Below are 22,574 nucleotides of genomic sequence, written 5' to 3'. Positions count from 1 at the left end.
TGCCTTTTTCGTTGTTAATTCCAATAACGAAATAAGGAAGTTCAAATATGTTAAGTCCAAAACTTTCCCTGCTGGCGCTCCTGGTCGGGGGATTCTGTGCTACCTCCGCCTTCGCCGCTGCCCCGGGCAAACCCACCATAGGCTCGGGCCCCACCAAGTTCGCCATCGTCGAAGTCAATCAATCCGCCTCGGCCTACAACCAGCTGGTGACAGTCCACAAGGATGGCGCCCCGGTCAGCGTGACCTGGAACCTCTGGTCCGGTGACGTCGGTCAGACCGCCAAGGTGCTGCTCGATGGCCAGGAGGTGTGGTCAGGCCCCGCTTCCGCCGCGGGCACCGCCAACTTCAAGGTGACCAAGGGGGGCCGCTACCAGATGCAGGTGGCCCTGTGCAACGCCGACGGCTGCACCCTCTCCGACAAGAAGGAGCTGATGGTCGCCGATACCGACGGCAGCCACCTGGCGCCGCTCAATGCGCCGCTCAAGGAGAACAACAAGCCCTACGCCAACAAGTCCGGCAAGGTGGTGGGGGCCTACTACGTGGAGTGGGGTGTCTACGGCCGCAAGTTCACCGTGGACAAGATCCCGGCCCAGAACCTGACTCACATCCTCTACGGCTTCACCCCCATCTGCGGCGGCAACGGCATCAACGACAGCCTCAAGGAGATCTCAGGCAGCTTCGAGGCGCTGCAGCGCTCCTGTGCCGGTCGTGAGGACTTCAAGGTCTCCATCCACGATCCCTGGGCGGCGATCCAGATGTCCCAGGGTAACCTCAGCGCCTGGGATGAACCCTACAAGGGCAACTTCGGCAACCTGATGGCCCTCAAGCAGGCCCACCCTGACCTCAAGATCCTGCCGTCGGTCGGGGGCTGGACCCTCTCCGACCCCTTCTACTTCCTGGGTGACAAGACCAAGCGTGACACCTTCGTCGCCTCGGTCAAAGAGTTCCTGCAGACCTGGAAATTCTTCGACGGGGTGGACATCGACTGGGAGTTCCCGGGTGGCCAGGGTGCCAACCCCAGCCTGGGCGGTCCGAACGATGGTGCCACCTATGTGGTGCTGATGCAGGAGCTGCGCGCCATGCTCGACGAGCTGGAAGCAGAGACCGGTCGCCAGTATGAGCTCACCTCGGCCATCAGCGCAGGCGGTGACAAGATTGCCAAGGTCGATTATCAGGCGGCCCAGCAGTACATGGACCACATCTTCCTGATGAGCTACGACTTCAGCGGCGCCTTCGACCTGCAGAATCTGGCCCACCAGACCAACCTCTTTGCCTCCAGCTGGGATCCGGCCACCAAGTACACCACCGACAAGGGCGTCAAGGCGCTGCTGGGTCAGGGGGTGACACCGGGCAAGATAGTGGTGGGGGCGGCCATGTATGGCCGTGGCTGGACCGGGGTGAAGAACTACCAGGCCGGCAATCCCTTCACCGGCACCGCGACCGGGCCGGTCAGCGGCACCTGGGAAAACGGCGTGGTGGATTATCGCGACATCGTCAACAACCGCATGGGCGCAGGCTGGGAGCTGGGCTATGACGAGTCGGCCGAGGCCCCCTATGTGTTCAAGGCCAGCAGCGGCGATCTCATCAGCTTCGACAACGACCGCTCGGTCAAGGCCAAGGGGCAGTACGTGCTGGCGAACCAGCTCGGCGGCCTGTTCGCCTGGGAGATAGACGCGGACAACGGCGACATCCTCAACGCCATGCACGAGGGGCTGGGCCACGGCGAGGGTACGCTGCCGCCGGTCAACAAGCCGCCGGTGGCCAATGCCGGCAGCGATCTGAGCGTCACAGGCCCGGCCGAGGTGACCCTCAACGGCAGCGCCTCCCACGATCCGGAAAGCGGTGCGCTGACCTACAGCTGGAAGCAGGTCTCCGGGCCCCAGGCCAGCCTGCTGGACGCCACCCTGGCCAAGGCCCGGGTGGTGCTGGACGCTGCCACTACCGACATCAATCTGGTGTTCGAGCTGACCGTGACCGACGATCACAACCTCAGTGCCAAGGATCAGGTGGTGGTGACCAACAAGGCGCCGCAGCCGAACCTGCCCCCCGTGGTCAGCGTACCGGCCAGTGCCACCGTCGAGTCCGGCAAGCAGGTGACCATCAAGGCCACGGCGTCCGATCCTAACGGTGATGCCCTGAGCTACCAGTGGAGCCTGCCAGCGGGGCTCACTGCCACCGGTCAGGACAGCGCGACCCTGGTGGTCACGGGCCCGAACGTCACCAGCGACACTCTCTATGACCTGAGTCTGGTGGTGACCGATGGGGCGCTGGATGCCAGTGCCGGCACCCGCCTGACCGTCAAGCCAGCCAGTACAGGCGGCGGCTGTGAGGCAACCGATCCTGATGCGGCCAACTGGCCGGCCTGGAGTGCCAGCACCGTCTACAACACCAATGACAAGGTGAGCCACAACCAGCTGGTGTGGCAGGCCAAGTACTGGACCCAGGGCAACGAGCCAAGCCAGAGCGCCGATCAGTGGAAACTGGTGAGCCAGGTGCAGCTCGGCTGGAATGCCGCAGTGGCCTACAACGCCGGTGATCTCACCAACCACAATGGTCGCAAGTGGAAGGCCCAGTACTGGACCAAGGGCGATGAGCCCGGCAAGGCCGCCGTCTGGGTGGATCAGGGGGCTGCCAGCTGCAACTGATGGTCATAAGGAGTGGGGTCTTGGCCCCACTCCTTTTTCCTGTGGCGTTTCGCGGGCTGACCTCGGCCTGGGGCGGATAAGTCGCCAGCCATGGCCATCGGCGTCAGTCTTTGCTAGAGAATTAATCATTTCACCCGAAGTTGAAAAAATATTTTCATCTTGAAAACGCTTTCAATGGAGTGAGTTGGATGGTTGACATCCGCTCTCACGCCGAGCTTAACCCTGCCTTCAGGGGCATTTCCTGATAGAACGCCCAGTCAGGATCCCGCTCTGCCATTTGCAGTGACTGCGGCTATGGAGAATAATCGCGGCGCACTACTGATTAATTTGTGTATAAGGGCAAACCGGCTGAAAGGCCGGGACGCAAAGCTTCCGGTCTAAGGATCCATGATCTAGGACAGCGGGGCCGCCACAGGTCGTATCGATCCTCTGCCAAGGGGAGATCTTGCACCATCTGCTGGTTACGTCGTCCTTATCGTATTGACTAATAACGAAAAAGGATTATTCGCCATGCAAAGTCCACCCCTCCTTACTGTCGACCTGTCTGGTTGGCGCCCTGCTTGCCTCCCCCCTTCGTGTCGCCGCGCCTGGCACACCCCGCCTCGGCTGGGGTGAAACCAACTTCGCCGTCACCGGGCTCAGCCCGCCGGCTCACGCCCTGCCGCTCAAGGTGAGCGCGGTCAGTGGCGGCGGGAGAAGAGGGTCGAACCCTGTGCTCATGTCAACGCAACAACAACGACGCCCCTGCCACCGACGCAGGCGCCAAAAATAGGGACATCACGGAATGCAGATGAAAAAAAACAAGGTAAATCTGGCGATGCAGGGGGGCATGCTCGCCCTGCTGGCCGCAGGGGCGGTGCCGCAGGCGCTAGCCCAGCAGAACTCCCTCACCGGGGAGTGGCGCAAGGATCAGATCAAGCCAAGGCTCTACAGCCAGGAGGCCTGGGTCGACGGTTTCGCCTTGCAACTGCCGCTCGGGGCGGCCTTCGCCCCCCGGATAACGGCCTGGGACGAAAATGATGGGGATCTCAGCGGCCGCATCAAACAGCTCAGCGGTGTGAACACCCAGCAGGTCGGCAGCTATCTGGCAAAATACGAGGTGCGGGATAACGGCCTGCCCGAGATGGGGGGCTATCAGGGGGTTGGTGCAAGCACCACAACCTTTTCATTGCCCGTCACCGTCTATGATCCCGCCGTGGCCGTGCCGAGTGAGCTCAACAAGCTGGGTAGCCTCTGGCAGGAGAGCCCCGCCACTACAGGTCTCTTGCGTTTTCTCCCTGGCCAGAGCCTGAGCCGAACGATCCGTATCGCCTCAACCGGGCACCCCCTGACTGGGGACGAGCTGGAGATCACGACCTTCAAGGTGCAGGAGGGGGTCTGGGGCGGCAGCAACCGTCAGTTCAGCCTGCGCCTCACCGACATCGAGAGCGGCGAGTCTGCCTATGAAGGCAGCGTCCTGCTCGCAGCGGGTAAACAGTTGACCCTGCCAGCCCCCATCAAGGTGCGGGCCGATCGGGATTACGAATTCATCCTGACCTATCTGACCGGTCAGTACGAACAGGGTTTCCGCACCAACGAGGAGGGGGAACTCTGGTTGCTGGCAGATGGGCAGCAGACGCTCGAAGCGAACCCCTATGCCCAGGTGCTGCCCGACCCTGCCAACCAGCTGGCCTTCGATCCCGGTTTCAACTCTGCCCTGAAACAGAAACTGCTTAGCAGTCAGGGCGAGTCGGAGGCGCTGCTGATCGCCAAGGTGCCGGGTCCGCAACCGGTGGCGCTCAGTTATCGCATCGCCAACCCCGAACTGGCCAGTCTGCAACTGGTACCGGGAGCGACCCAGGATCGGCTGGTGCTGCAGGGGCTGGCAGAGGGCGAGACCACCCTCGAAATCCTGGCCGATGATCGGCAGGTGGATCAGGTACGACTGTTTGTTACCGCCCCCAAGACGGTCAGCCTCTCCTACAGCTACATCGCCTTCCCCGGCGAGCGTCAGAGCCATCTGTGGGACGACGGTGGCATCATCATGGCGGACATGAGCCGACGTTTTGCCCCCTACAACATCCGCCTCAGCTGGGTGGACAACGGCATCTTGGTGCACGAATGGGACAAGAATGGCGATGGCCAGGCCTACGAACCCAGTACTGTGGAGCTGACGGCGCCGCTGCGGGAGGGCTGGATCCCGAACGCGGAACAGGTCTTCTCCAACATCTATGTGCTGCGCGGCTACAAGGATGACAGCAGGACATGCAGCTACCAGGGGAATGGTCTCTCTGTCGGTATGGGAGCCACAGATGGTGCGCCGCGCGCTGGCTATCGATACGCCTGCCCCGGCAACGTCACCGTCCATGGGCAGTCGTTGACCCTGGCCCATGAGCTGGGCCACAACCTGGGGCTGTCGCACACGGGAGACGAGCCTTACCGGATGAGCAACATCATGACGGGAGGGCGGTTTGAGGGGGTCTTCTTCGGTTACCAGTGGCGCATCATGCACCAGACCCTTGAGGCGAGAATAGCGGCCGGTGATGCGGGGGTCAGCGAGGCGAGTGGCGAGCCGGAGTCGCCTCCGCCAGCTACCAACCAGCCCCCCCTGGCCAATGCCGGTGGCGATATGCGTACCACGGGCCCGGCCGAGCTGGTGCTCGACGGTGCCGCCTCCCGGGATCCGGAGAACGGTGCCCTGCGCTACCAATGGCGCCAGGTCGGCGGTCCGCAGACCTCCCTGAGGGATGCGGAGCAGGCACGAGCCAGGCTGAGTCTGGGCACGGTCGCCCAAGATACCCAGCTGACGTTCGAGCTGACCGTCACCGATGAGCAGGGGCTGGCGGGCGTGGACCGCGTGGTGGTGACCCACCAGGCACCACCGCCCAACCAGCCACCCGTGCTGACCGCGCTGGCTCCCGCCTCGGTGCAGTCGGGCATGCAGGTGAGCTTCACCGCCAGCGCCACCGACCCCGATGGGGATGCGCTCAGCTACCAGTGGACCGTACCGGCCGGTCTGACCGCCAGCGGCCAGAGCAGCAAGACCCTGGTGGTGACAGGCCCCAACGTGGTGGCCAGCACGGATTACGATCTGACTGTCACCGTGACCGATGGCGCCCAGGATGCCCAGGGCCAGACCCGGCTCACCGTCACCCCGGCAAGCGGTGGTGAATGCAGTGCCACCGATCCGGACGCGGCCTACTGGCCAGCCTGGAGCGCCAGCACCGTCTACAACACCGATACCAAAGTGAGCCACCACCAGCTGGTCTGGCAGGCCAGGTACTGGACTCAGGGCAACGAGCCGAGCCAGACGGCGGATCAGTGGAAGCTGGTGAGCCAGGTGCAGCTCGGCTGGCATGCCGCCGTGGCCTACAGCGCCGGTGAGCTCGCCAACCACAAGGGACGCAAGTGGCAGGCCCGCTACTGGACCAAGGGCAACGAGCCCGGCAAGCACGATGTCTGGCTGGATCAGGGGGCCGCCAGCTGCAACCTATGACCATCAGGAATGGGGCCCTGGGGCCCCATTCCTTTTTTCATTCCTGTTTCAGCCTGCGGTGATGCCGCCGTGCGGCAACCAGAACCGAGGCTCAGGTCGGGTGGTAGGACCTGGCCCCCGACGCCCATTTTGTAATGATTCCTGCAACAGGGCATGTGGACATGCCCACCACAACGAGAACCATAACAATGACAAAAACACAGTTAGCCAGCCTCATCATGGCCGCTCTGGCGAGCGGCCCCCTGTTGGCTGCCGTTCAGGCTCCCACCTCCTTGCCCTTCAATACCCAGCCACCGACCAACGATCTGCAAGGATCCCTGGCGGCGCAGGTTCAATTCGCCCAGAGCCAGATCCTGCCGGCCCATGTCGCCGAAGGGGACAGCCAGCCCAGGCTGACCGCCTTGCGCAAGAGCCTGCTGCTGGTCAGGCCGCTGCAAGCCGAGACCGGCGTGCCCATGACGGTGACGGCGCGAGATGGCGCCGGGCAGGCCCTCGGGACGCTTAGCTTCAACCCGCCCGAGCAGTTGCCGAAGACGGCCTATTACCTCGATGGTTCGCCGGAAGAGGGGGTCGACTTCACCCCGGCGGCGGGAACCACAAATGTCATCAGCAGCAGTGCCGAGCTGGCCCGGCTGGATGATGCCACGGCGAGCTTGCTGCGGGATCGCCTGGGACAGCATGCCCTGGTGGAGGTGAAGACCGCCGATGGCCGATGGGTCAGGGATATCTATCTGCCGGAGGGAGCCGCCCTGGAAGGCAAGATGGTGCGCGCGAGTTCCAATGCCGGTTACAACTCGACGGTGCGCTACAGCGGCCGCCAGGTGACGCTCTCCCGCGGTCAGACCCTGCAGTTCAAGTTCGTCGGGGGTCAGTGGATCCGTGACGGGGAGCTCGAGAACAATGGCATCCGCTATGCGACCGACGCCTGGAGCGTGGTGCTGCCGGCGGAGTGGATCCGGCCAGGCCTGAGTCTGCAGTTCAATCAGGGAAGCCTCGGCGGCGAGCTGACGGATCTCGCCATCGGTGCCCCGAGCGAGCTGCTCATCCACACCATAGACCTTGGCATGCTGACCACCCCCCGGGATCAGTTTGCCTTCGCCAGGGATCCCGAAGCCCATCGCGAGTACTTCCAGACGGTGCCGACCAGCCGGCTGATCGTCAGCCAGTATGCTCCCCTGTCGCTGCCGGAGGTGATGCTGCCAAACGGCACCCTGCTCAACGACTTCGATCCCGGTCAGGGGGGTTGGCACGAGGGCACCATGCGCCAGCGCATCGGCAAGGAGCTGATCTCCCACGGGATAGACAATGCGAACTACGGCATCAACAGCACGGCCGGCGAGGGGGAGAGCAGCCATCCCTATGTGGTGGCCCAGCTGGCGGCCCATAACAGCCGTGGCAAGTACGCCAACGGCATCCAGGTGCACGGCGGGTCGGGCGGGGGCGGCATAGTCACTCTCGACAGCTCCCTTGGCAACGAGTTCAGCCACGAGGTGGGCCACAACTATGGCCTAGGCCACTATGTCGGCGGCTTCCAGGGCTCGGTGCACCGCAGCGCCGAGGCGGTCAATTCGAGCTGGGGCTGGGACGGGGATCGCAATCGCTTCATTCCCAACTTCGGCGCCAGCCGCAGCGGCCAGAGCGCCTGCCTCGACGGTCAGTGCCAGCCGCCTTTCGAGGGCCACCCGTTCGGTTTCGATGCCATGGCGGGTGGCTCGCCCTTCTCCGGCTTCAACCGCTTCACCCTCTACACCCCGAACTCGGCCGCCATCATCCAGCGCTTCCTCGAGAGCAAGGCGGTGTTCGATGCCGCTTCCCCGACCGGATTCAGCAAGTGGGATGCCGCCACCGCCACCATGGTGCCCTACCAGCACAGGGTGGAGCAGCTGGAGCAGATAAATGCGCCCATCAAGGATCTGGGCGAGGCGACGCTGGCGGCCCTGCTGGCGGAGTATGATCTGGTCAAGGTAGCCATGTGGGACGGCAACTGGACGCGCAACATCCAGGCGCCCCCTGCCGCCGCCGGGAATGCGGGGCGCATCCTGACCGTGGAGCACGGTGCCGGCTACAACAGCATCCTCTTCATCAACGGCCAGCAGATCACCGTCTCCCGCGGTTTCAAGAAGAGCTACACCTCGGACGGCAGCCGCTGGCACCAAGGGCCTGTGGTGGATACTCGGGTGGCACGCAAGCCGCAGGCATTCGGGGTGCCGGTGACGACCCTGGTGGGTTATTACGATCCTCGCGGGCTGTTGCCGAGCTACCTCTATCCGGCCCTGCACGGCGCTTATGGCTTCGGCTATGGGGATGACGGCGAGCGGATCGGGGCGGGGGATTGCCAGCTGCAGGTGGAGACCCGGGAGGGCTTGCTGCACTTCCGGCTGGCCAATCACCGGCTCAATGCCGGCGTGATGAACAAGTTCCATGTCAATGTGCCCACGGCCAGCGAGCCACGGGGCGCCGCCGTGATCTGCGCCGCCGGAACCCAGGTTCAGAGGGCCATCTCGGCGCCGGCAGTGGATCTCTCCTTCACCGTCAACGGGCGCCCGCTCGAGTAAGGGGGTCGCGCCTTCGTTGCCGGGGGAGGGCACATAGCCATTGGCGAAGACGCCAAATAAAAAAAAAGGCCCGTATGGGCCTTTTTTCCATGAAAATCAGAGGGGCTTTTGCCACAGGCTCAACAGCAGATCCTGTTCCAGCTCGTCAGGCCCCTGGTGAGTGAAGGCGTGACGCTGTTCACCGCCGGCACGCCAGCCGAGGCGACTGGTTTCCAGCACATGGGCGCGCAGAGCCTGATCCATGGTCATGGAGAACTGGCAGCGTTGCCGCTCAACGGGGACTAGCCCGGCCAGGGCTGGCCAGCTGAGGGGGTGCTCCATGCTCACCGGGTTGAGGCTGACCCTCAGCTGCCACTGGTGGCGCGGGCCGGGTTGCAGGTGGAGCAGGTAGCCACCCGGGGTCAGCAGGCTGACCAGCAGCTCTGTCTTGATCTTGAGGTCGTTGACCAGCAGCACTTGGGCGGAGCCTGCCAGCAGCGGTGCCTTGGCCGGATCGGCGATGACGAAATGGCCGTCGGGTTGTGCCTTGTTGGCGGCGAAGATGGCGTTCTTGGCCAGATCGAAGCCGCCAAATTGCCAGCCCGGCAGGCGCTCTGCCAGGGCGCGGCAGTAGTACCCCTCACCACAGCCGAGGTGGATCAGCTCGCGCTCGCCGAGTGGCGCCAGCAGGGCCGCCATGGCCTCCACCAGGGGCAGCTGGTGTCCCTGCTCCAGGAAACGGCGCTTGGCACGCAGCAGGGCCCGGCTGTCGCTGTCCTTGGGATCCTTCTTGCCCGGGATGAGATCCAGATAACCTTCCGGGGCCGGATCGAAATGGTGCTTGTTGTCGCAATAGACCCCGCGGGAGGCTTCATGAAGATGCAGGGGGCTGCGGCACAGGGGACATTGAAGATGCATACACACTCGCTTGGTTGAGGCCGGGGAAGGGCGTGCGGGATTATAGGGGAGGAGATCAGAAAAGGCTGCCGTGGCAGCCTTTTTTATCCAACGGCCCTGTGCTGAGCCGTCGGGGAACCCGGTCAGCGGGTGCCAAACACCACTATGGTCTTGCCGTGGGCCGAGATGAGCTCCTGCTCTTCCAGCATCTTGAGGATGCGGCCGACGGTTTCGCGGGAGCAGCCGACGATCTGGCCTATCTCCTGGCGGGTGATCTTGATCTGCATGCCATCCGGGTGGGTCATGGCGTCCGGCTGCTTGGCCAGGTTCAGCAGGGTCTGGGCAATCCGGCCGGTCACGTCCAGGAAGGCGAGGTTGCCGACCTTCTGGCTGGTGTGCTGCAGGCGCTTGGCCATCTGGCCGGAGAGGCGCAGCAAGATGTCCGGGTTGACCTGGATCAGCTGGCGGAACTTCTTGTAGGAGATCTCGGCGACTTCACAGGCGCCTTTGGCACGTACCCAGGCGGAACGCTCCGGATTCTCGTTCTCTTCGAACATCCCCATCTCGCCCAGGAAATCCCCCTGATTCAGGTAGGAGAGGATCATCTCCTTGCCCTCGTCATCCTTGATCAGGACGGCGACTGTACCCTTGACGATGTAGTAGAGGGTTTCCGCTTTTTCACCGGCGTGAATAAGGGTGCTCTTGGCGGGATACTTATGAATGTGGCAATGCGACAAGAACCACTCCAGGGTGGGATCGCTTTGCGGTTTGCCAATGATCATGAGACTTCCTCTGTAGTGTCATTTTTATGGACTGTGCGTCCAGGCAAGTTGCCAAGCTTGCCATTCCTTAGTCTTTGGTCGCAGTAGAATAAGAGCCTTTGTCTGTGCTGACAAGGCTTTGGGACTTTGGTGTCCATCTGTGTGCATCGATCTGCTGCGCCATCCGGGCCATTCTAGGCAAGAAGGGCGGAAGATATGTTGATTTCGATCTATTTCCTTCAGGGTCTGCCGCGGTTTCGGAACAAGTCCCGGCGCCGGGGCGAGGCGGTCATGAAACCGGGGGTGGCGCAACGTGACGGGGCATGTGCCACTCGACCCCTGCTTGAGGTATGCTATGGGCGTCAGAACCGTCGTCATTGAGAGGAAATGTGAGATGAAAGCCAAGGTCAGCTGGGTGGAAGGCATGAAGTTTGTGGGCGAGAGCGAGTCCGGTCATCTGGTGACGCTGGACGGCGCCAACCCGGGCGAAGGTGCCAGCCCGATGGAGATGATCCTGCTGGCCGTCGGTGGGTGCAGCTCCATCGACGTGGTCTCCATTCTGGAGAAGGCGCGCCAGTCCGTGACCGCCTGTCATGTGGAGCTGGAAGGGGAGCGTGCCGACTCAGTGCCCCGGGTGTTCGAGAAGATCCATCTCAAGTTCGTCGTGACCGGCAAGGGGCTGGCCGAGAAACAGGTTGCCCGCGCGGTCGACTTGTCGATGGAGAAGTATTGTTCCGTCTCCCTGATGTTGGAAAAAGCGGTAGAAATTACCCATAGTTATCAAATCGTTGAAGCTTGATAGTTGTAGTTTGTCCCGTCGATAACGCCATGACATAAGGAAAGTGCGATGAAAAAGATAATGATGTTGCTTCCCCTGTTCGGGCTGGCTGCCTGCAGCATGCCGCAGCCGACCCAGTATCAGTACAGCCAGTATCAGTGCGGGGAAGAGTTGTTGGCCATCACCTATGATGCCCAGGCCGACATGGTGCAGTTCCCTTATGCCGGGGTCTATCACAAGCTGGGTCGCATCGAGTCACCCAAAGAGACTGCCAGCTATTCCGATGGGGTGACCACCTTCTCCCATCAGGAAAAACAGGCCACCCTGGTCAAGAACGGCGTGACCCTGCTGACCTGCGAACTGAAGTAATCCTCATGCCGTGCAACGGCGTGTATCCACAACGGCCTGCTTGAAGCAGGCCGTTGTGTTATGGGGCTCATTGGGCGGGCAGGGAGCCGAGGAGTTGAGCGGCGAGCTGCTGGCTCAGCTGGCTGCGCTCGTCCTCGGCGATGGGCACGTCGCTGGCGAGCTGGATGGCGCTGCTCCAGACGCTTTGCTGGGTGCGCCTGTCGATCAGCAGTATGGCCAGGGTGCCCTTGCGGGCATCGGCGGCGGCATTCAGCCCAGGGGTCATGCCGATGCGGGAGAATATCTCCCCATCGCTCATGTCCTGGCTGCCCGCCACCCCGATGGCGACCCAGACGTCGGCCTCATCGAGGGGCACGCTGCGCCAGCCCTTGCCGTCGAGCGTCTGGGTGACGGCCTGCTGTACCGGCTCCAGCCAGGGGGCGGCGCTGTTGCCCGCGTACTGGAACTGCTCCGCCAGCGCATAGCGTGGCGTCGCCCCGTAGGCCCAGTTCTCTGCCGGACGGACCACCATGGTGCCCGTCTCGACCGTGGGGGCGGCGGGGCCAGTGCTGCAACCGCCCAGCAGGGCTGCCAGCGTGAATGAGAGAAGTGCACCGCGCATCATAAGCTCCTTGGCTCAGGTGATCTTGCCGGTTTCTAACAGTTGCTGGATCAGGGGACGCAGGATCAGCTCCATCGCGAAACCCATCTTGCCCCCCGGCACCACTATGGTGTTCATTCTGGACATGAAGGCCCCGTCTATCATCGACAGCAGGTAGGGGAAGTCCACCTGCTTGATGCCCCTAAACCGGATCACCAGCATACTCTCGTCCAGGCTGGGTATCACCTTGGCGCTGAAGGGGTTGGAGGTGTCCACCGTCGGCACCCGCTGGAAGTTGATGTGGGTGCGGGAGAACTGCGGTGTGATGAAGTTGATGTAGTCATCCATGGAGCGGACGATGGAGTCGGTCACCGCCTCGCGGGAGTGGCCGCGCTCCGAGGTGTCGCGAATGAGCTTCTGGATCCACTCCAGGTTGACGATGGGCACCACGCCGATGAGAAAGTCCACGTGACGGGCCACGTTGTGTTCACCGGTCACCACGCCGCCGTGCAGCCCTTCGTAGAACAGCAGGTCCGTCTCCCCCGGCAACGCCTGCCAGGGGGTGAAGGTGCCCGGCATCTGGTTGAAGGGGACCGCCTCGTCGAAGCTGTGCAGGTAGCGTCTGTACTGGCCGCTGCCACTCTGGCCGTACTCCTGGAAAAAGGATTCCAGCAGGCCGAAGTCGTTGGCCTCGGGGCCAAAGTAGCTGATGTGGCGTCCCTGCTCGCGCGCCTTGCGGATCGCCACGTCCATCTCGGGCCGCGTATAGCGGTGAAAACTGTCCCCCTCGACCACGGCCGCCTTGTATCCGAGCTGGTGGAACATGGAGCGGAAGGCGTTGGTGGAGGTGGAGGTGCCGGCACCGGAGGAACCGGTAACCGCAATGATGGGATGCTTGGCCGACATAGAATTCTCTCTTCCTTGGGAGTTCCGTTATAAAGGCAGGTTCAAAGTGCGGTCAAGTGCAGCCTTGCAGCGCGGGCGGCATCATGAGCCCCCCATGCCCCCGGCGGCTGGCCTCCATCGGCGCCGCGACAGTCGGCGAGGGAGGCAAAACAAGCCCGTTCGAAGCGCCTGTCTCATCGGGCGGGCCGCCCATCTTCCCCCTGAACTGAACGCCGTACCGCCGTGCTCGGCAGGGCCCGGACCGGGCACTGTTCAGCTCGTGTTCCTTCTCTAGTGTCACTCTGCCGGAGAGTCATCCCTCGGCGCATTGCTCAAATGCGTCTTGGGCACGACGTTGACACTCTCGTGCAACTCGCTGTAGACGAGCACGGCACTACCTTGTAGTAATTGTTGTCTGACCTCTTCAACCTTGTCAGCCAGGCTGACATCCTGTTCGCCGTATTCGGTGCCTTCTTGCAGGACGAAATGCTCGAGCAGGTTGTTGAGGGTGTCTGGATCCAGTTCTTGCCAGGGGATAATCATGATTTCATCTTCAGTCAAAGCGATGCGGATATTGTCGGTGTCTGACCGGCAAGCGCAAGGAGTTTATCTGGACCTGAGCGAGGGTTCTCATGGCATCAGCTGAACAGCGTCGCCCCAGCAGTGAGTTTGACCATCACCTTTACGATGCGCGTCGCCGTGCCCTGAGCGCCGGGCTGCGCTGGTTCTGGGCCATCAACCAGCTGGCGATCCTCTTTCTGCTTGCGCGTTTTTATATCTATCAGGATGCCCGCCTGGTGGCGATCGAGGGGCTGCCCTGGCGGTATGAGTGCCAGCTAGCCCTGGTGCTGGTGGCGAGCGTGCTGCCGCCTTTGGGCTGGCGCTGGTTCTCTCGTCAGGGTACGCCGAGATGGCAGCCCTGGCTCTGGGGTTGCGCCATGTTGTGGGGACTGGCCTGGGCGATGACGGCCTATGCCATCGCCACCATAGAACTCAGAGGGGGTTTCAGCCTGGCATTCAACATCGTCAGCCTGTTGCTGCTGACGGCCCTGATCGCCTTCTACTGCGAGTGGCGCGTCTTCTATTGCCTGAGTGCCCCGCCTCTGCTCTTCCTGCTGTTCGAGGAACGCTGGGTGATACTACCGTCCGGCGCCGTTCACTGGCTGGCGGCCATGAGTCTGCTGATCGTCCTGGAGACGGGGCGGCGGATGCTCAACGGCTGGTTCGAGCTGGCGGTGTCGCGCGAATATGACAACCTGATGCTGGCACGCAAGATGGACGCCATGGCCCATCGCGATCCCCTGACCGGGCTCGCCAACCGCCGCCACTTCGATCAGGTCTGCAAACAAGCCATCGCCCAGGGAACGACGCTGGAGACACCGCTCACCGTGATCCTGCTGGATGTGGATTTTTTCAAGCGATACAACGACCACTACGGCCATCAGGCGGGGGATGAGTGCCTGATCCTGGTGGCCGAGTGTCTGGAGGAGAGCGTGCGGGAACCCGGCGATCTGGTGGCCCGTTACGGCGGGGAGGAGTTTGTGGTGTTGCTGCAGGAGACGACGCTGGCCGGTGGTCAGGAGGTGGCGGAGCGCATTCGCGCCACCCTGGCGGCCCGGGCGCTACCCCACGAGGGCTCTGATGTGGCTCCCCATCTCACCCTGAGCCAGGGGATCGCCCAGTGGCGTCCGGGGGAGAGCCTGGTCATGCTGCTCGAGCGGGTGGACGGCGCCCTCTATGAAGCCAAGGGGGCAGGACGCAACGGCTACCGCCTGGCGTCCTGAGTCTGCTCCCGCAGCCACTGGCTGATCCGCTCCTCCAGCCAGAAGCGGGGTCGCCAGGGGGTACCGTGCAGGAAGCCCACGTGGCCACCGCGCCGGCTCAGCTCGTAGCGCACCATGGGGGAGAGCTGCTCCGGTCTGGGGATCACGGCCCCGGTCATGAAGGGATCGTCGGCGGCGTGGATGATCAGGGTCGGGATGGTGATGCGCGCCAGGAGATCAAGGCCGGAGCAGGTCTGATAGTAGTGATCGGCGCTGTCGAAGCCATGGAGCGGGGCCGTGACCTGCTCGTCGAAGTCGCGCAGGGTGGCGATGCGGCTCACCTGCTCCGGTTGCCAGCGGGACTGGGCCGCGGCCTGATGGCGGATCTTGCTCTGCAGATTGGCCCTCATGGTGCGCAGCAGGTAGCTCTGATACACCCGTGAGAATCCCTGATTGACCCTGTCGGCGCAGCTCGCCAGTTGCAGCGGCGCCGAGATCACCACGGCGGCGGTGAGTTCATCCGGACAGGCCCGCGCCAGCAGATTGACCAGCATGTTGCCCCCCAGGGAGTAGCCGATGGCGATCAGCGGCTTGCCGGGGAAACGGCGACCCAGCTCGGCGATCAGCGCCTCTGCATCCTCGATGGCGCCGGAGTGATAGGCCCGCAGCAACCGGTTCGGCTCGCCGCTGCACCCCCGAAAATGCATCAGCACGGCGTCGTTCCCCTGCCGCTGCAGATGGGCAAACAGTCCCTTGGCATAGTGGGAGTGAATGCTGCCCTCCAGACCGTGAAACAGCACCAGCAGCGGCCGCTCATCCGGGCTGATGGCCCCGCTCCAGGCGAGATCGACGAAGTCCCCATCCGCGAGTTCGAACCGTTCAGGGATGAAGCGGGCCGGCGCGCGGCGCAGCCATTTCGGCAATATGGTTTGCAGATGGGCATTGCGGGCCCACCAGGGGGCGTGGAAGTGGCTTTCTGTCAGCATGCAACGACTCGGGGCAGCAGAAGAGGAAACGGGCGGCGAGCCCTGGGCCCGCCGCGGTATCAGGCGGGCAGGCGGTCGTGGTGTTCGGCGCCGCGCAGCATGGCCTGGATCAGCTCGTTGGCTTCAAACTTGGTCAGTGCCTCGTGGGCGCCGACCTGATGGGCCCGCTCCACGCTGATCTCGCTGGAGAGGGAGGTGTGCAGAATGATGTAGGCCTCCGCCAGCCTGGGATCGCTCTGCACCTCGAAGGCCAGCTCGTAGCCGTCCAGCCCCGGCATCTCTATGTCGCTCACCAGGATGTCGATCCGGCTGCCCTGGGCGACCCTGGCCTGCATCAGGCTGAGGGCATCGCGCCCGTTGGTGCACACCTCGTAGGGAATGTTGATGTAATCGAGGGCCGCCATCAGCTGGCGGCGGGCGACGGAGGAGTCGTCCACCAGCAGGATCCGCATCGGCTTGAGCCGCTCGCGCTGCACATCGGTCAGCACGGGGTAGAGGTGGCTGGGATCGTCCGGATAGACCCGGGACAGGATCAGCTCCACGTCCAGCAGCTGGATCAGCTGATCCCCCACCTTGGTCACCCCGGTGACGAAGACGTTCTGCCCGAGGGAAGGGGGCGGCGGCTCTATGTCGCGCCAGTTGCACTCGGTGATCTTGTCGATGCCCCGCACCAGGAAGCCCACCAGGGTGCGGCGGCAATCCGTGATGATGATGAAGCAGCTGGGCATCTCCTCCCGGCTGATGGGGCGATAGCCTACCGCCATCGCCATGTCGATCACCGGGATGGTGGTGCCCCGCATGCTGGCCGCCCCGAGCACGGTCGGGTGCGAATGGGGCAGGGCGGTGAGCTGGGTGTAGGGGACTATCTCCTTCACCTTGAGGGTGCCGATGGCGAAGGATTGCCTGGCTGAGAGGTGAAACAGCAACATGCCCTGGGATTGGTTGGCCTTGCTCGTCATGGCGGATGTCCTGTTGATCTAATCGGTGACGGTCAGTCTGGTGTTCAGCATAGAGGATGGTGACCAGGATGATGCCGTTGTTATTAACGGTTATTAGCGACCGCGAGCCGCAAAACTGGACCCTGTCACCCTCATTTATTTTCTCGTCCGGTTCACTGGGCGGAGGCCACCGCCTCCAGCGCCAGCCCGAGCCAGAGCTGGCACGCCTGCGCCAAAGCCTGTTCATCCCGGTAGCCGAGCTTTGCCACGACCTGGGCCGGCTTGCTGCCACTTCTGAGCAGGCGTACCCCCTGCAGCAACTGCCACTGGGCACCGAGCGCATCGGCCGCCAGGGCGGGATCCTCGATGCCCCGCTGGGCGAGGCAAGCCTGCCAGGCCGCGGCGCTGCCTTCCGACTGGCTGGCCAGGGCGCGCCAGGCGGCTTGCAGCGGCTGATCCGCCTGCGCCAGGATGGCACAGGCCTGCAACTCGTCCCCGATGACCCGCAGCCGGTGGCCATAGGCCTCTTGCCAGTCACGGGGCCTGGACCAGCTGGCCAGGCTGTCCAGCAGGGCGTCCATCAGCGGGGTGGGTTGCAACCAGCCAGCCTGGGCCGGTTGCGTCACCCGCACCGAGCAGGTCAGCAAATCATGCTGACAACCCGCCAGGGGAGTAAAGGCGGCGAGGGCATCGGCGCACAGCCAGAAGTGGCTGCCCGCCGTCAGCAACAGCTCATGGGAGCCGAGTCTCAGCAGCGCCGCGCCCCGGGTGACGCGCAGCAACTGACCCAGAGGGGAGCGTTTGCGGGGGCCGACCTGCAGGCAAGGAGTGGAAAAATGCTGATATTCGATGGCGTGATGCATGTAAAAACCCTGATATGATGCTGCCTGGAGGTAACAAAAATGGAAACCAGACGTAAAAAGCGCTTCATTGCCGGTGCGGTTTGCCCGGCGTGCGGCAAGATGGACACCATGATGCTGTATATGGAGCATGGAGTCGAGAAGGTGACCTGTGTCGACTGCGGGGATACCCAGGTGCAGACCCAGGCCGAGGTGGACAAGGCGACCCGCGAGGCCGAACAGGTCATAGGGGTCTTTCGTCCCGAGTGACCTGCCGCCGGATGGCCGGGGTGGACCGAGTCATCCGCGAGGCCGAACAGGTCATTGGGGGCTTTAGCTCCCAGTGACCTACCATCGGATGGCCGGGGTGGACCGGGTCATCCGGGAGGCCGAACAGGTCATAGGGGTCTTTCGTTCCTGGTGACCGACCGCCGGATGGCCGGGGTGGACCGAGTCATCCGGGAGGCCGAACCGCTGATAAAGGTGTTTCGCCTCCAGTGAGGGGCCTCTTGATAATACCCGGGGTGGGGCAAGGCTCGTTCTGGACTGCTGACTTTTTCAGCATGGCGGAGCGGGGCAGATCATATGCTTGGCCACCTTTTTAAGGTATTCTGGGCCCGTTTTTTTCTATCCGCAGGATCCCTGACATGAAAGTAGCTCCCCTGAGCGTGGTTACGCTGGAATACACGGTCACCGACGAACACGGTGAAGTCATCGACACCACTGTCGGTAAAGAGCCTCTGGTGTATCTGCACGGTACCCGTTATCTGGTCTCCGGCCTCGAAGCCGAGCTGGAAGGCCGCAGCGTGGGCGAGGCGTTCGACGTCACCCTGACGCCGAGCCAGGCCTATGGCGAGTATGACGAGAACCTGGTGCAAGAAGTGCCCGGCGAGCTGTTCGATGGCATGGAAGTGTCTGAAGGGGATACTTTTGTGGCCGAGACCGACGATGGCCACCGTCCGGTAACCGTCATCGAAGTCTCCGAAGAGTTCATCAAGGTGGATGGCAACCATCCGCTGGCCGGTGTGACCCTGGGCTTCAAGGTCGAGATCAAGGACGTGCGTGCCGCGACCGCCGAAGAGCTGGCTCACGGCCACGTGCACGGTGCCGGTGGCTGCGGTCACGATCATGGCCATGACCACGGTCACGATCACGACCATGACCACGGCGGTTGCTGCGGCGGTCACGGCCACGATCACGGTCATGACCACGGCGACGAGCAGGGTCACGGCGGTTGCTGTGGCGGCGGTGGTTGCGGTGGCAAGGGCCATCACCACTGATCTGCCGACTGGCAAGATGAAAAAACCCGCTGCGTGCGGGTTTTTTTATGGCGGTGCACTCAGTAGTGCGGGGGCGGCGTCTCTTCGGCCATGCTGGCTATCTGGCTCGGCTGCACGCTCTGCAGCTTGTCCACCAGCAGCTGGATCTGATGCTTGAGCCGGTCGAGTTCACGGCCCTGGGTGGTCACCTCCTCGTTGAGCTGCTCCACCGTGTATTCGGCATAGGCGAGACGGCTTTCCAGGGTCTCGAGACGATCGTTAACTTGCTGACTCATGGGCCTCTTGGTCCTTACTTGATAGTCCAGATTTCGGCCAGGCCACTGGAGCTGGCGCTGACGAGGTGGCCATTGTCGCGCAAAGCCACGCCATAGACCACAGCGCTCGGTGGTTTCACCCTGGGATGAGGAGATACGCGCCAGCTTTGCAGCAGGCTGCCATCGCTCACCCGCCACAGGGAGAGCTGGCGTGAAGGGGCGCCGGTGACGAGCCAGTCGCCATCCTTGACGAACCGCGCGCTGGTGTAGACCTCGAAGCGGTGATCGAACTGCAGCCGGCTCACCTCCTTGCCAGTCTTGAGATCCCAGATGCTGGCCTGACGGCTGTCGGCGGTGAAGGCGAAGCGCCCCGCCGGATCCAGTCTCGCCATCACCACCCGGCCAGCGTGGTTGAATCGCCACACCACCTGGCCGCTGCGGGTATCCCACAGATAGGCGCTGTAGTCGTTGCCGCCGGTGAGGGCGTAGCGGCCATTGGCGGAGAGATCCACTGTGTTGACCTGCTCGGTATGGCCGAGGAACTGCAGCCTGCGCCCGGTCTGGGTGTCTACCAGCTCCGCCTTGCCATCTTCGCGGCCGATCAGCACCAGACGGCCATCGGCCGAGAGTGCCGCATCCCTCAGGCTGGATTCAGGAAGCGAATAGTAGCCTTGGGAGCGACCATCTTGCAGGCGCCAGATGGCAAAGGTGCGCTGGGTGGCGGTGATGGCGTGGCTGTCGCCCGGGGAGAAGCGGGTGAGGGTGACGAACTCTTCCTGGTCCTCGCTCTGACGCCAGCGCCAGCGCTCCTTGCCCTGTTCCAGATCCCAGACCACTGTGCCCTGGCCCAGGCTGGAGACGATGGCCTGCTTGCCGGAACTGGCGAGATCTGCACTCAGCAAGCCCTGGTTGGCGAGGCGGATCTGCTGGCCGGGAAGTGAGCTCTGTTCGCACCCTGTCAGCATCAGGCAGATACCGATGAGATAAATGGCACTTTTGATCATTTTTCCTGTCTCATGCTTTCGTTACCTGCGATCACGGCGTTAGTATAAGGCGCTTATCACGATAAACCTCTCATTTCACGAAGGAACCGAGAGCGGTATTTAGAGTTTTGGAGAAACTGATGAACAATTTTCTGAAGGTGTCCCTGTTGGCTGCGGCCGTTGCCGTGGGTCTGACTGCTTGCCAAAAAGATGAGAAGCCTGCTGCCAATACCGCAGAGGTCAAGGCAGAAGCCAGCAAGCCGGCAGAGGCCCCCAAGGCAGCAGCCAAGAGCTTTGAAGAGCAATCCGGCTATGCGATCGGCCTCTCCATGGGTCGTTATATCGCCAATACCCTGGAACGTCAGCAGGAGCTCGGCATCAAGCTGGACAACAGCGTCATCCTCAAGGGTGTGACCGACGGTCTGGGCAAGGAAGCCAGCATGACTGACGAGGAGATCCAGAAGGTCCTGCAGGAATACGACGCCAAGATCAACGAGCTGACCAAGGCCAAGGCTGACAAGGACGCGGTGGAAAACCTGAAGAAGGGTGAAGAGTACCTGGCCGCCAACGCCAAGAAAGAGGGCGTGAAGAGCACCGAATCCGGCCTGCAGTATCAGGTCGAGAAGCTGGGTGACGGCGCCAAGCCCAAGGCCACCGACATCGTCAAGGTACACTACACCGGCACCCTGACCGATGGCACCAAGTTCGACAGCTCAGTCGATCGCGGCGAGCCGGCCACCTTCCCGCTCAACCAGGTGATCCCGGGCTGGACCGAAGGCGTGCAGCTGATGCCGGTCGGCTCCAAGTTCAAGTTCTTCCTGCCGTCCAAGCTGGCCTATGGCGAGCACGGTGCAGGCTCCATCCCGGCCAACGCCGTGCTGGTATTTGACGTCGAGCTGCTGGCCATCGAAAAGCCGGCTGCCGATGGCGCCGATGCGAAGAAATAAGCAGTCAATGCGATGAAAACGGCTCCCCAGGGAGCCGTTTTTACTTGTGTCGCGCCAGTATGTGCGAGAGAAAGCTGGGGGGGCCGTCTTGAGTGTGTGGCGGCTAGCCCCCAGAATAGACAACAAAATCAATCGCAAGGATGGATCTCGTGGCTGAAAGCAAACCCCGTGTCCTGCTGGTGGAAGATACCCGCAGTCTGGCCGTCGTCTATGAGCAGTACCTGGTTCAGGATGGCTATGAGGTGCTGCTGGCCGATTGCGGCCAGCAGGCACTGGCGCAGTTGCTGGCCAGCCCGCCTCCCGTTGTGCTGCTCGACCTCGAACTGCCCGACATGTCCGGCATGGCCATACTGCAGCAGATCACCGAGCAGCAACTGCCCTGCTCGGTGGTGGTGATCACCGCCCACGGCTCGGTGGACGTGGCGGTGGAGGCGATGCGCTGCGGTGCCTTCGATTTCCTGACCAAGCCGTTCGACGGCAAGCGGCTGTGCGCCACCGCCCGCAACGCCTACAAGCATCAACAGCTCAGCTCGCTGGTGGCCCAGTATCGGGAGAACTTCGAGCGCAGCTCCTTTGCGGGCTTCATCGGCGCCTCCATGGCGATGCAGGCTGTCTATCGCATCATAGAGAGCGCGGCGCCGAGCAAGGCGACCGTCTTCATCACGGGGGAGAGCGGCACCGGCAAGGAGGTCTGTGCCGAGGCCATCCATCAGTGCAGCCCGCGCCGGGATCAGCCCTTCATCGCGCTCAACTGCGCCGCCATTCCCCACGATCTGATGGAGAGCGAGATCTTCGGCCATGTGAAGGGAGCCTTTACCGGCGCCCAGGGGGATCGCAAGGGGGCTGCCAGCCTGGCGGATGGCGGCACCCTCTTCCTCGACGAGATCTGCGAGATGGATCTCGACCTGCAGAGCAAGCTGCTGCGTTTCATCCAGACCGGCACCCTGCAGCGGGTCGGCAGCGGCAAGGTGGAGACGGTGGACGTGCGCTTCGTCTGCGCCACCAACCGGGATCCCCTGGTGGAGGTGAAGGCGGGGCGTTTTCGCGAGGATCTCTACTACCGGCTGCACGTGATCCCGCTCTCCCTGCCCCCCCTGCGCGAGCGCGGCGAAGACATACTGCTGCTGGCCCGCGACCTCCTGCTGCGATATGCCAAGGAGGAGCACAAGCGCTTCCGGGATTTCGATGCCGACGCCGTGCGGGTGCTGCTCGATTACCCCTGGCCCGGCAACGTGCGCGAGCTGCAGAACGTGGTGCGCAACATAGTGGTGCTCAACGATCGCGAACTGGTGAGCAAGGATATACTGCCACCGCCGCTCAATGGCGGCCGTGCGCTCCCCATGCCAGCCCCTGCCGCAACCCCCGAGATCCTGGCCGAGCCCGTGCCGACCCCGCTGCCGGTACGCCCGCTCTGGCTGGTGGAGAAGGAGGCCATAGAGCAGGCCATCGCCAGCTGTGACGGCAACATCCCCAAGGCGGCGGCGCTGCTGGAGATCAGTCCCTCGACCATTTATCGCAAGAAGCAGGGGTGGGAAGAGGCGAGCCAGGCTTAAGGTTTAAGCACGGCTGGGCTTCAGGTCTTTCCTTATCTGTCGCAAGAGGCAGGGCTGGGAAGAGGCGAGCCTGGCTGAAGGCTCAATACGGCTGGGCTCAGGGCTTC

20 protein-coding genes and 1 riboswitch are annotated in these 22,574 nt (G+C 63.0%); of the genes, 10 read left to right on the top strand and 10 right to left on the bottom strand.

Annotated elements, in window-relative coordinates; genetic code table 11:
• Positions 1-47 precede the first annotated feature (47 nt).
• The 3 genes from AC3WR3_RS15590 (at position 48) to AC3WR3_RS15580 (ending at position 8,675) form a co-directional block, all read left to right on the top strand.
• Entirely contained in the window at positions 48-2,645 is a 2,598-nt protein-coding gene (locus AC3WR3_RS15590; RefSeq protein WP_492292257.1) for a glycosyl hydrolase family 18 protein, read from the top strand.
• A gap of 328 nt (positions 2,646-2,973) precedes the next feature.
• Positions 2,974-3,059, top strand: a riboswitch (cyclic di-GMP riboswitch).
• 376 nt (positions 3,060-3,435) lie between these two features.
• Complete coding sequence (locus tag AC3WR3_RS15585; RefSeq protein WP_492292256.1) at positions 3,436-6,120, top strand: PKD domain-containing protein; 2,685 nt, start codon at positions 3,436-3,438, stop codon at positions 6,118-6,120.
• 188 nt (positions 6,121-6,308) lie between these two features.
• A complete protein-coding gene (locus tag AC3WR3_RS15580) occupies positions 6,309-8,675 on the top strand; it encodes a M66 family metalloprotease (RefSeq protein WP_492292255.1) in 2,367 nt (788 codons plus the stop codon).
• Positions 8,676-8,771: 96 nt separating this feature from the next.
• On the opposite strand, the gene AC3WR3_RS15575 is transcribed toward AC3WR3_RS15580, so the two are convergent.
• The gene (locus tag AC3WR3_RS15575) at positions 8,772-9,572 is read right to left on the bottom strand and encodes a putative RNA methyltransferase (RefSeq protein ID WP_202047069.1); all 801 of its coding nucleotides are present in this window, start codon (positions 9,570-9,572) and stop codon (positions 8,772-8,774) included.
• Positions 9,573-9,694: 122 nt separating this feature from the next.
• Positions 9,695-10,333: a cAMP-activated global transcriptional regulator CRP gene (gene crp, locus AC3WR3_RS15570; protein WP_025328082.1), complete on the bottom strand. Its 639-nt coding sequence runs from the start codon at positions 10,331-10,333 to the stop codon at positions 9,695-9,697.
• Positions 10,334-10,706: 373 nt separating this feature from the next.
• Here crp and AC3WR3_RS15565 point away from each other — a divergent pair, with 373 nt between their 5' ends.
• A complete protein-coding gene (locus AC3WR3_RS15565) occupies positions 10,707-11,111 on the top strand; it encodes an OsmC family protein (RefSeq protein ID WP_492292254.1) in 405 nt (134 codons plus the stop codon).
• A gap of 48 nt (positions 11,112-11,159) precedes the next feature.
• Complete coding sequence (locus tag AC3WR3_RS15560; protein WP_025328080.1) at positions 11,160-11,459, top strand: hypothetical protein; 300 nt, start codon at positions 11,160-11,162, stop codon at positions 11,457-11,459.
• Between the two features lie 67 nt (positions 11,460-11,526).
• Here the strand turns inward: AC3WR3_RS15560 and AC3WR3_RS15555 are convergent, their stop codons facing one another.
• From AC3WR3_RS15555 to AC3WR3_RS15545, 3 genes are all read right to left on the bottom strand, one after another.
• Positions 11,527-12,060, bottom strand: a complete 534-nt coding sequence (locus AC3WR3_RS15555) for a DUF4136 domain-containing protein (protein WP_492292253.1) — start codon at positions 12,058-12,060, stop codon at positions 11,527-11,529.
• Positions 12,061-12,075: 15 nt separating this feature from the next.
• Positions 12,076-12,945 (bottom strand): phosphoribulokinase, encoded by an 870-nt coding sequence (locus AC3WR3_RS15550; protein ID WP_005330514.1) that lies wholly within the window; start codon positions 12,943-12,945, stop codon positions 12,076-12,078.
• Between the two features lie 276 nt (positions 12,946-13,221).
• Positions 13,222-13,467 (bottom strand): YheU family protein, encoded by a 246-nt coding sequence (locus AC3WR3_RS15545; RefSeq protein WP_139434965.1) that lies wholly within the window; start codon positions 13,465-13,467, stop codon positions 13,222-13,224.
• Positions 13,468-13,556: 89 nt separating this feature from the next.
• Here AC3WR3_RS15545 and AC3WR3_RS15540 point away from each other — a divergent pair, with 89 nt between their 5' ends.
• Entirely contained in the window at positions 13,557-14,708 is a 1,152-nt protein-coding gene (locus AC3WR3_RS15540; protein ID WP_492292252.1) for a GGDEF domain-containing protein, read from the top strand.
• Here AC3WR3_RS15540 and AC3WR3_RS15535 read toward each other — a convergent pair.
• From AC3WR3_RS15535 to AC3WR3_RS15525, 3 genes are all read right to left on the bottom strand, one after another.
• Positions 14,690-15,673, bottom strand: coding sequence for a hydrolase (locus AC3WR3_RS15535; protein WP_342058803.1), 984 nt, complete (start codon positions 15,671-15,673; stop codon positions 14,690-14,692). The two genes, AC3WR3_RS15540 and AC3WR3_RS15535, sit on opposite strands and share 19 nt — an antisense overlap.
• Positions 15,674-15,732: 59 nt before the next feature.
• The gene (locus AC3WR3_RS15530) at positions 15,733-16,632 is read right to left on the bottom strand and encodes a chemotaxis protein CheV (protein WP_005330506.1); all 900 of its coding nucleotides are present in this window, start codon (positions 16,630-16,632) and stop codon (positions 15,733-15,735) included.
• Positions 16,633-16,784: 152 nt separating this feature from the next.
• Positions 16,785-17,474, bottom strand: coding sequence for a hypothetical protein (locus AC3WR3_RS15525; protein ID WP_492292251.1), 690 nt, complete (start codon positions 17,472-17,474; stop codon positions 16,785-16,787).
• Between the two features lie 39 nt (positions 17,475-17,513).
• Between AC3WR3_RS15525 and AC3WR3_RS15520 the strand changes: the two genes are divergently transcribed.
• Together AC3WR3_RS15520 and AC3WR3_RS15515 are read left to right on the top strand one after the other, a co-directional pair.
• Positions 17,514-17,720, top strand: coding sequence for a YheV family putative zinc ribbon protein (locus tag AC3WR3_RS15520; RefSeq protein WP_033130616.1), 207 nt, complete (start codon positions 17,514-17,516; stop codon positions 17,718-17,720).
• A gap of 377 nt (positions 17,721-18,097) precedes the next feature.
• On the top strand, positions 18,098-18,730 hold the full coding sequence (locus AC3WR3_RS15515) for an FKBP-type peptidyl-prolyl cis-trans isomerase (RefSeq protein WP_005330502.1): 633 nt from the start codon (positions 18,098-18,100) through the stop codon (positions 18,728-18,730).
• 59 nt (positions 18,731-18,789) lie between these two features.
• Here AC3WR3_RS15515 and AC3WR3_RS15510 read toward each other — a convergent pair whose 3' ends face one another.
• Both AC3WR3_RS15510 and AC3WR3_RS15505 read right to left on the bottom strand, forming a co-directional pair.
• Entirely contained in the window at positions 18,790-19,005 is a 216-nt protein-coding gene (locus AC3WR3_RS15510) for a SlyX family protein (RefSeq protein ID WP_005330500.1), read from the bottom strand.
• A gap of 14 nt (positions 19,006-19,019) precedes the next feature.
• On the bottom strand, positions 19,020-19,988 hold the full coding sequence (locus tag AC3WR3_RS15505; protein ID WP_492292250.1) for a WD40 repeat domain-containing protein: 969 nt from the start codon (positions 19,986-19,988) through the stop codon (positions 19,020-19,022).
• 119 nt (positions 19,989-20,107) lie between these two features.
• Between AC3WR3_RS15505 and fkpA the strand changes: the two genes are divergently transcribed.
• Both fkpA and AC3WR3_RS15495 read left to right on the top strand, forming a co-directional pair.
• Positions 20,108-20,914, top strand: a complete 807-nt coding sequence (gene fkpA / locus AC3WR3_RS15500; protein ID WP_139434954.1) for an FKBP-type peptidyl-prolyl cis-trans isomerase — start codon at positions 20,108-20,110, stop codon at positions 20,912-20,914.
• 149 nt (positions 20,915-21,063) lie between these two features.
• Entirely contained in the window at positions 21,064-22,467 is a 1,404-nt protein-coding gene (locus AC3WR3_RS15495; RefSeq protein WP_492292249.1) for a sigma-54-dependent transcriptional regulator, read from the top strand.
• Positions 22,468-22,574: the final 107 nt, after the last annotated feature.

The sequence above is a fragment of the Aeromonas sp. EU05-FHT14A05 genome (assembly GCF_058791175.1).
This window is presented reverse-complemented; position numbering and strand designations above follow the sequence as displayed.

Excerpts from the sequence above, each read along its gene's own strand:
- AC3WR3_RS15535 (WP_342058803.1), bottom strand. The coding sequence starts at position 15,673 with ATGCTGACAGAAAGCCACTTCCACGCCCCCTGGTGGGCCCGCAATGCC.
- AC3WR3_RS15590 (WP_492292257.1), top strand. The coding sequence starts at position 48 with ATGTTAAGTCCAAAACTTTCCCTGCTGGCGCTCCTGGTCGGGGGATTC.
- AC3WR3_RS15560 (WP_025328080.1), top strand. The coding sequence starts at position 11,160 with ATGAAAAAGATAATGATGTTGCTTCCCCTGTTCGGGCTGGCTGCCTGC.
- AC3WR3_RS15510 (WP_005330500.1), bottom strand. The coding sequence starts at position 19,005 with ATGAGTCAGCAAGTTAACGATCGTCTCGAGACCCTGGAAAGCCGTCTC.
- AC3WR3_RS15575 (WP_202047069.1), bottom strand. The coding sequence starts at position 9,572 with ATGCATCTTCAATGTCCCCTGTGCCGCAGCCCCCTGCATCTTCATGAA.
- AC3WR3_RS15520 (WP_033130616.1), top strand. The coding sequence starts at position 17,514 with ATGGAAACCAGACGTAAAAAGCGCTTCATTGCCGGTGCGGTTTGCCCG.
- AC3WR3_RS15545 (WP_139434965.1), bottom strand. The coding sequence starts at position 13,467 with ATGATTATCCCCTGGCAAGAACTGGATCCAGACACCCTCAACAACCTG.
- AC3WR3_RS15585 (WP_492292256.1), top strand. The coding sequence starts at position 3,436 with ATGAAAAAAAACAAGGTAAATCTGGCGATGCAGGGGGGCATGCTCGCC.
- AC3WR3_RS15550 (WP_005330514.1), bottom strand. The coding sequence starts at position 12,945 with ATGTCGGCCAAGCATCCCATCATTGCGGTTACCGGTTCCTCCGGTGCC.
- AC3WR3_RS15515 (WP_005330502.1), top strand. The coding sequence starts at position 18,098 with ATGAAAGTAGCTCCCCTGAGCGTGGTTACGCTGGAATACACGGTCACC.
- crp (WP_025328082.1), bottom strand. The coding sequence starts at position 10,333 with ATGATCATTGGCAAACCGCAAAGCGATCCCACCCTGGAGTGGTTCTTG.
- AC3WR3_RS15540 (WP_492292252.1), top strand. The coding sequence starts at position 13,557 with ATGGCATCAGCTGAACAGCGTCGCCCCAGCAGTGAGTTTGACCATCAC.
- AC3WR3_RS15580 (WP_492292255.1), top strand. The coding sequence starts at position 6,309 with ATGACAAAAACACAGTTAGCCAGCCTCATCATGGCCGCTCTGGCGAGC.
- AC3WR3_RS15505 (WP_492292250.1), bottom strand. The coding sequence starts at position 19,988 with ATGATCAAAAGTGCCATTTATCTCATCGGTATCTGCCTGATGCTGACA.
- AC3WR3_RS15565 (WP_492292254.1), top strand. The coding sequence starts at position 10,707 with ATGAAAGCCAAGGTCAGCTGGGTGGAAGGCATGAAGTTTGTGGGCGAG.
- AC3WR3_RS15530 (WP_005330506.1), bottom strand. The coding sequence starts at position 16,632 with ATGACGAGCAAGGCCAACCAATCCCAGGGCATGTTGCTGTTTCACCTC.
- AC3WR3_RS15555 (WP_492292253.1), bottom strand. The coding sequence starts at position 12,060 with ATGCGCGGTGCACTTCTCTCATTCACGCTGGCAGCCCTGCTGGGCGGT.
- fkpA (WP_139434954.1), top strand. The coding sequence starts at position 20,108 with ATGAACAATTTTCTGAAGGTGTCCCTGTTGGCTGCGGCCGTTGCCGTG.
- AC3WR3_RS15525 (WP_492292251.1), bottom strand. The coding sequence starts at position 17,474 with ATGCATCACGCCATCGAATATCAGCATTTTTCCACTCCTTGCCTGCAG.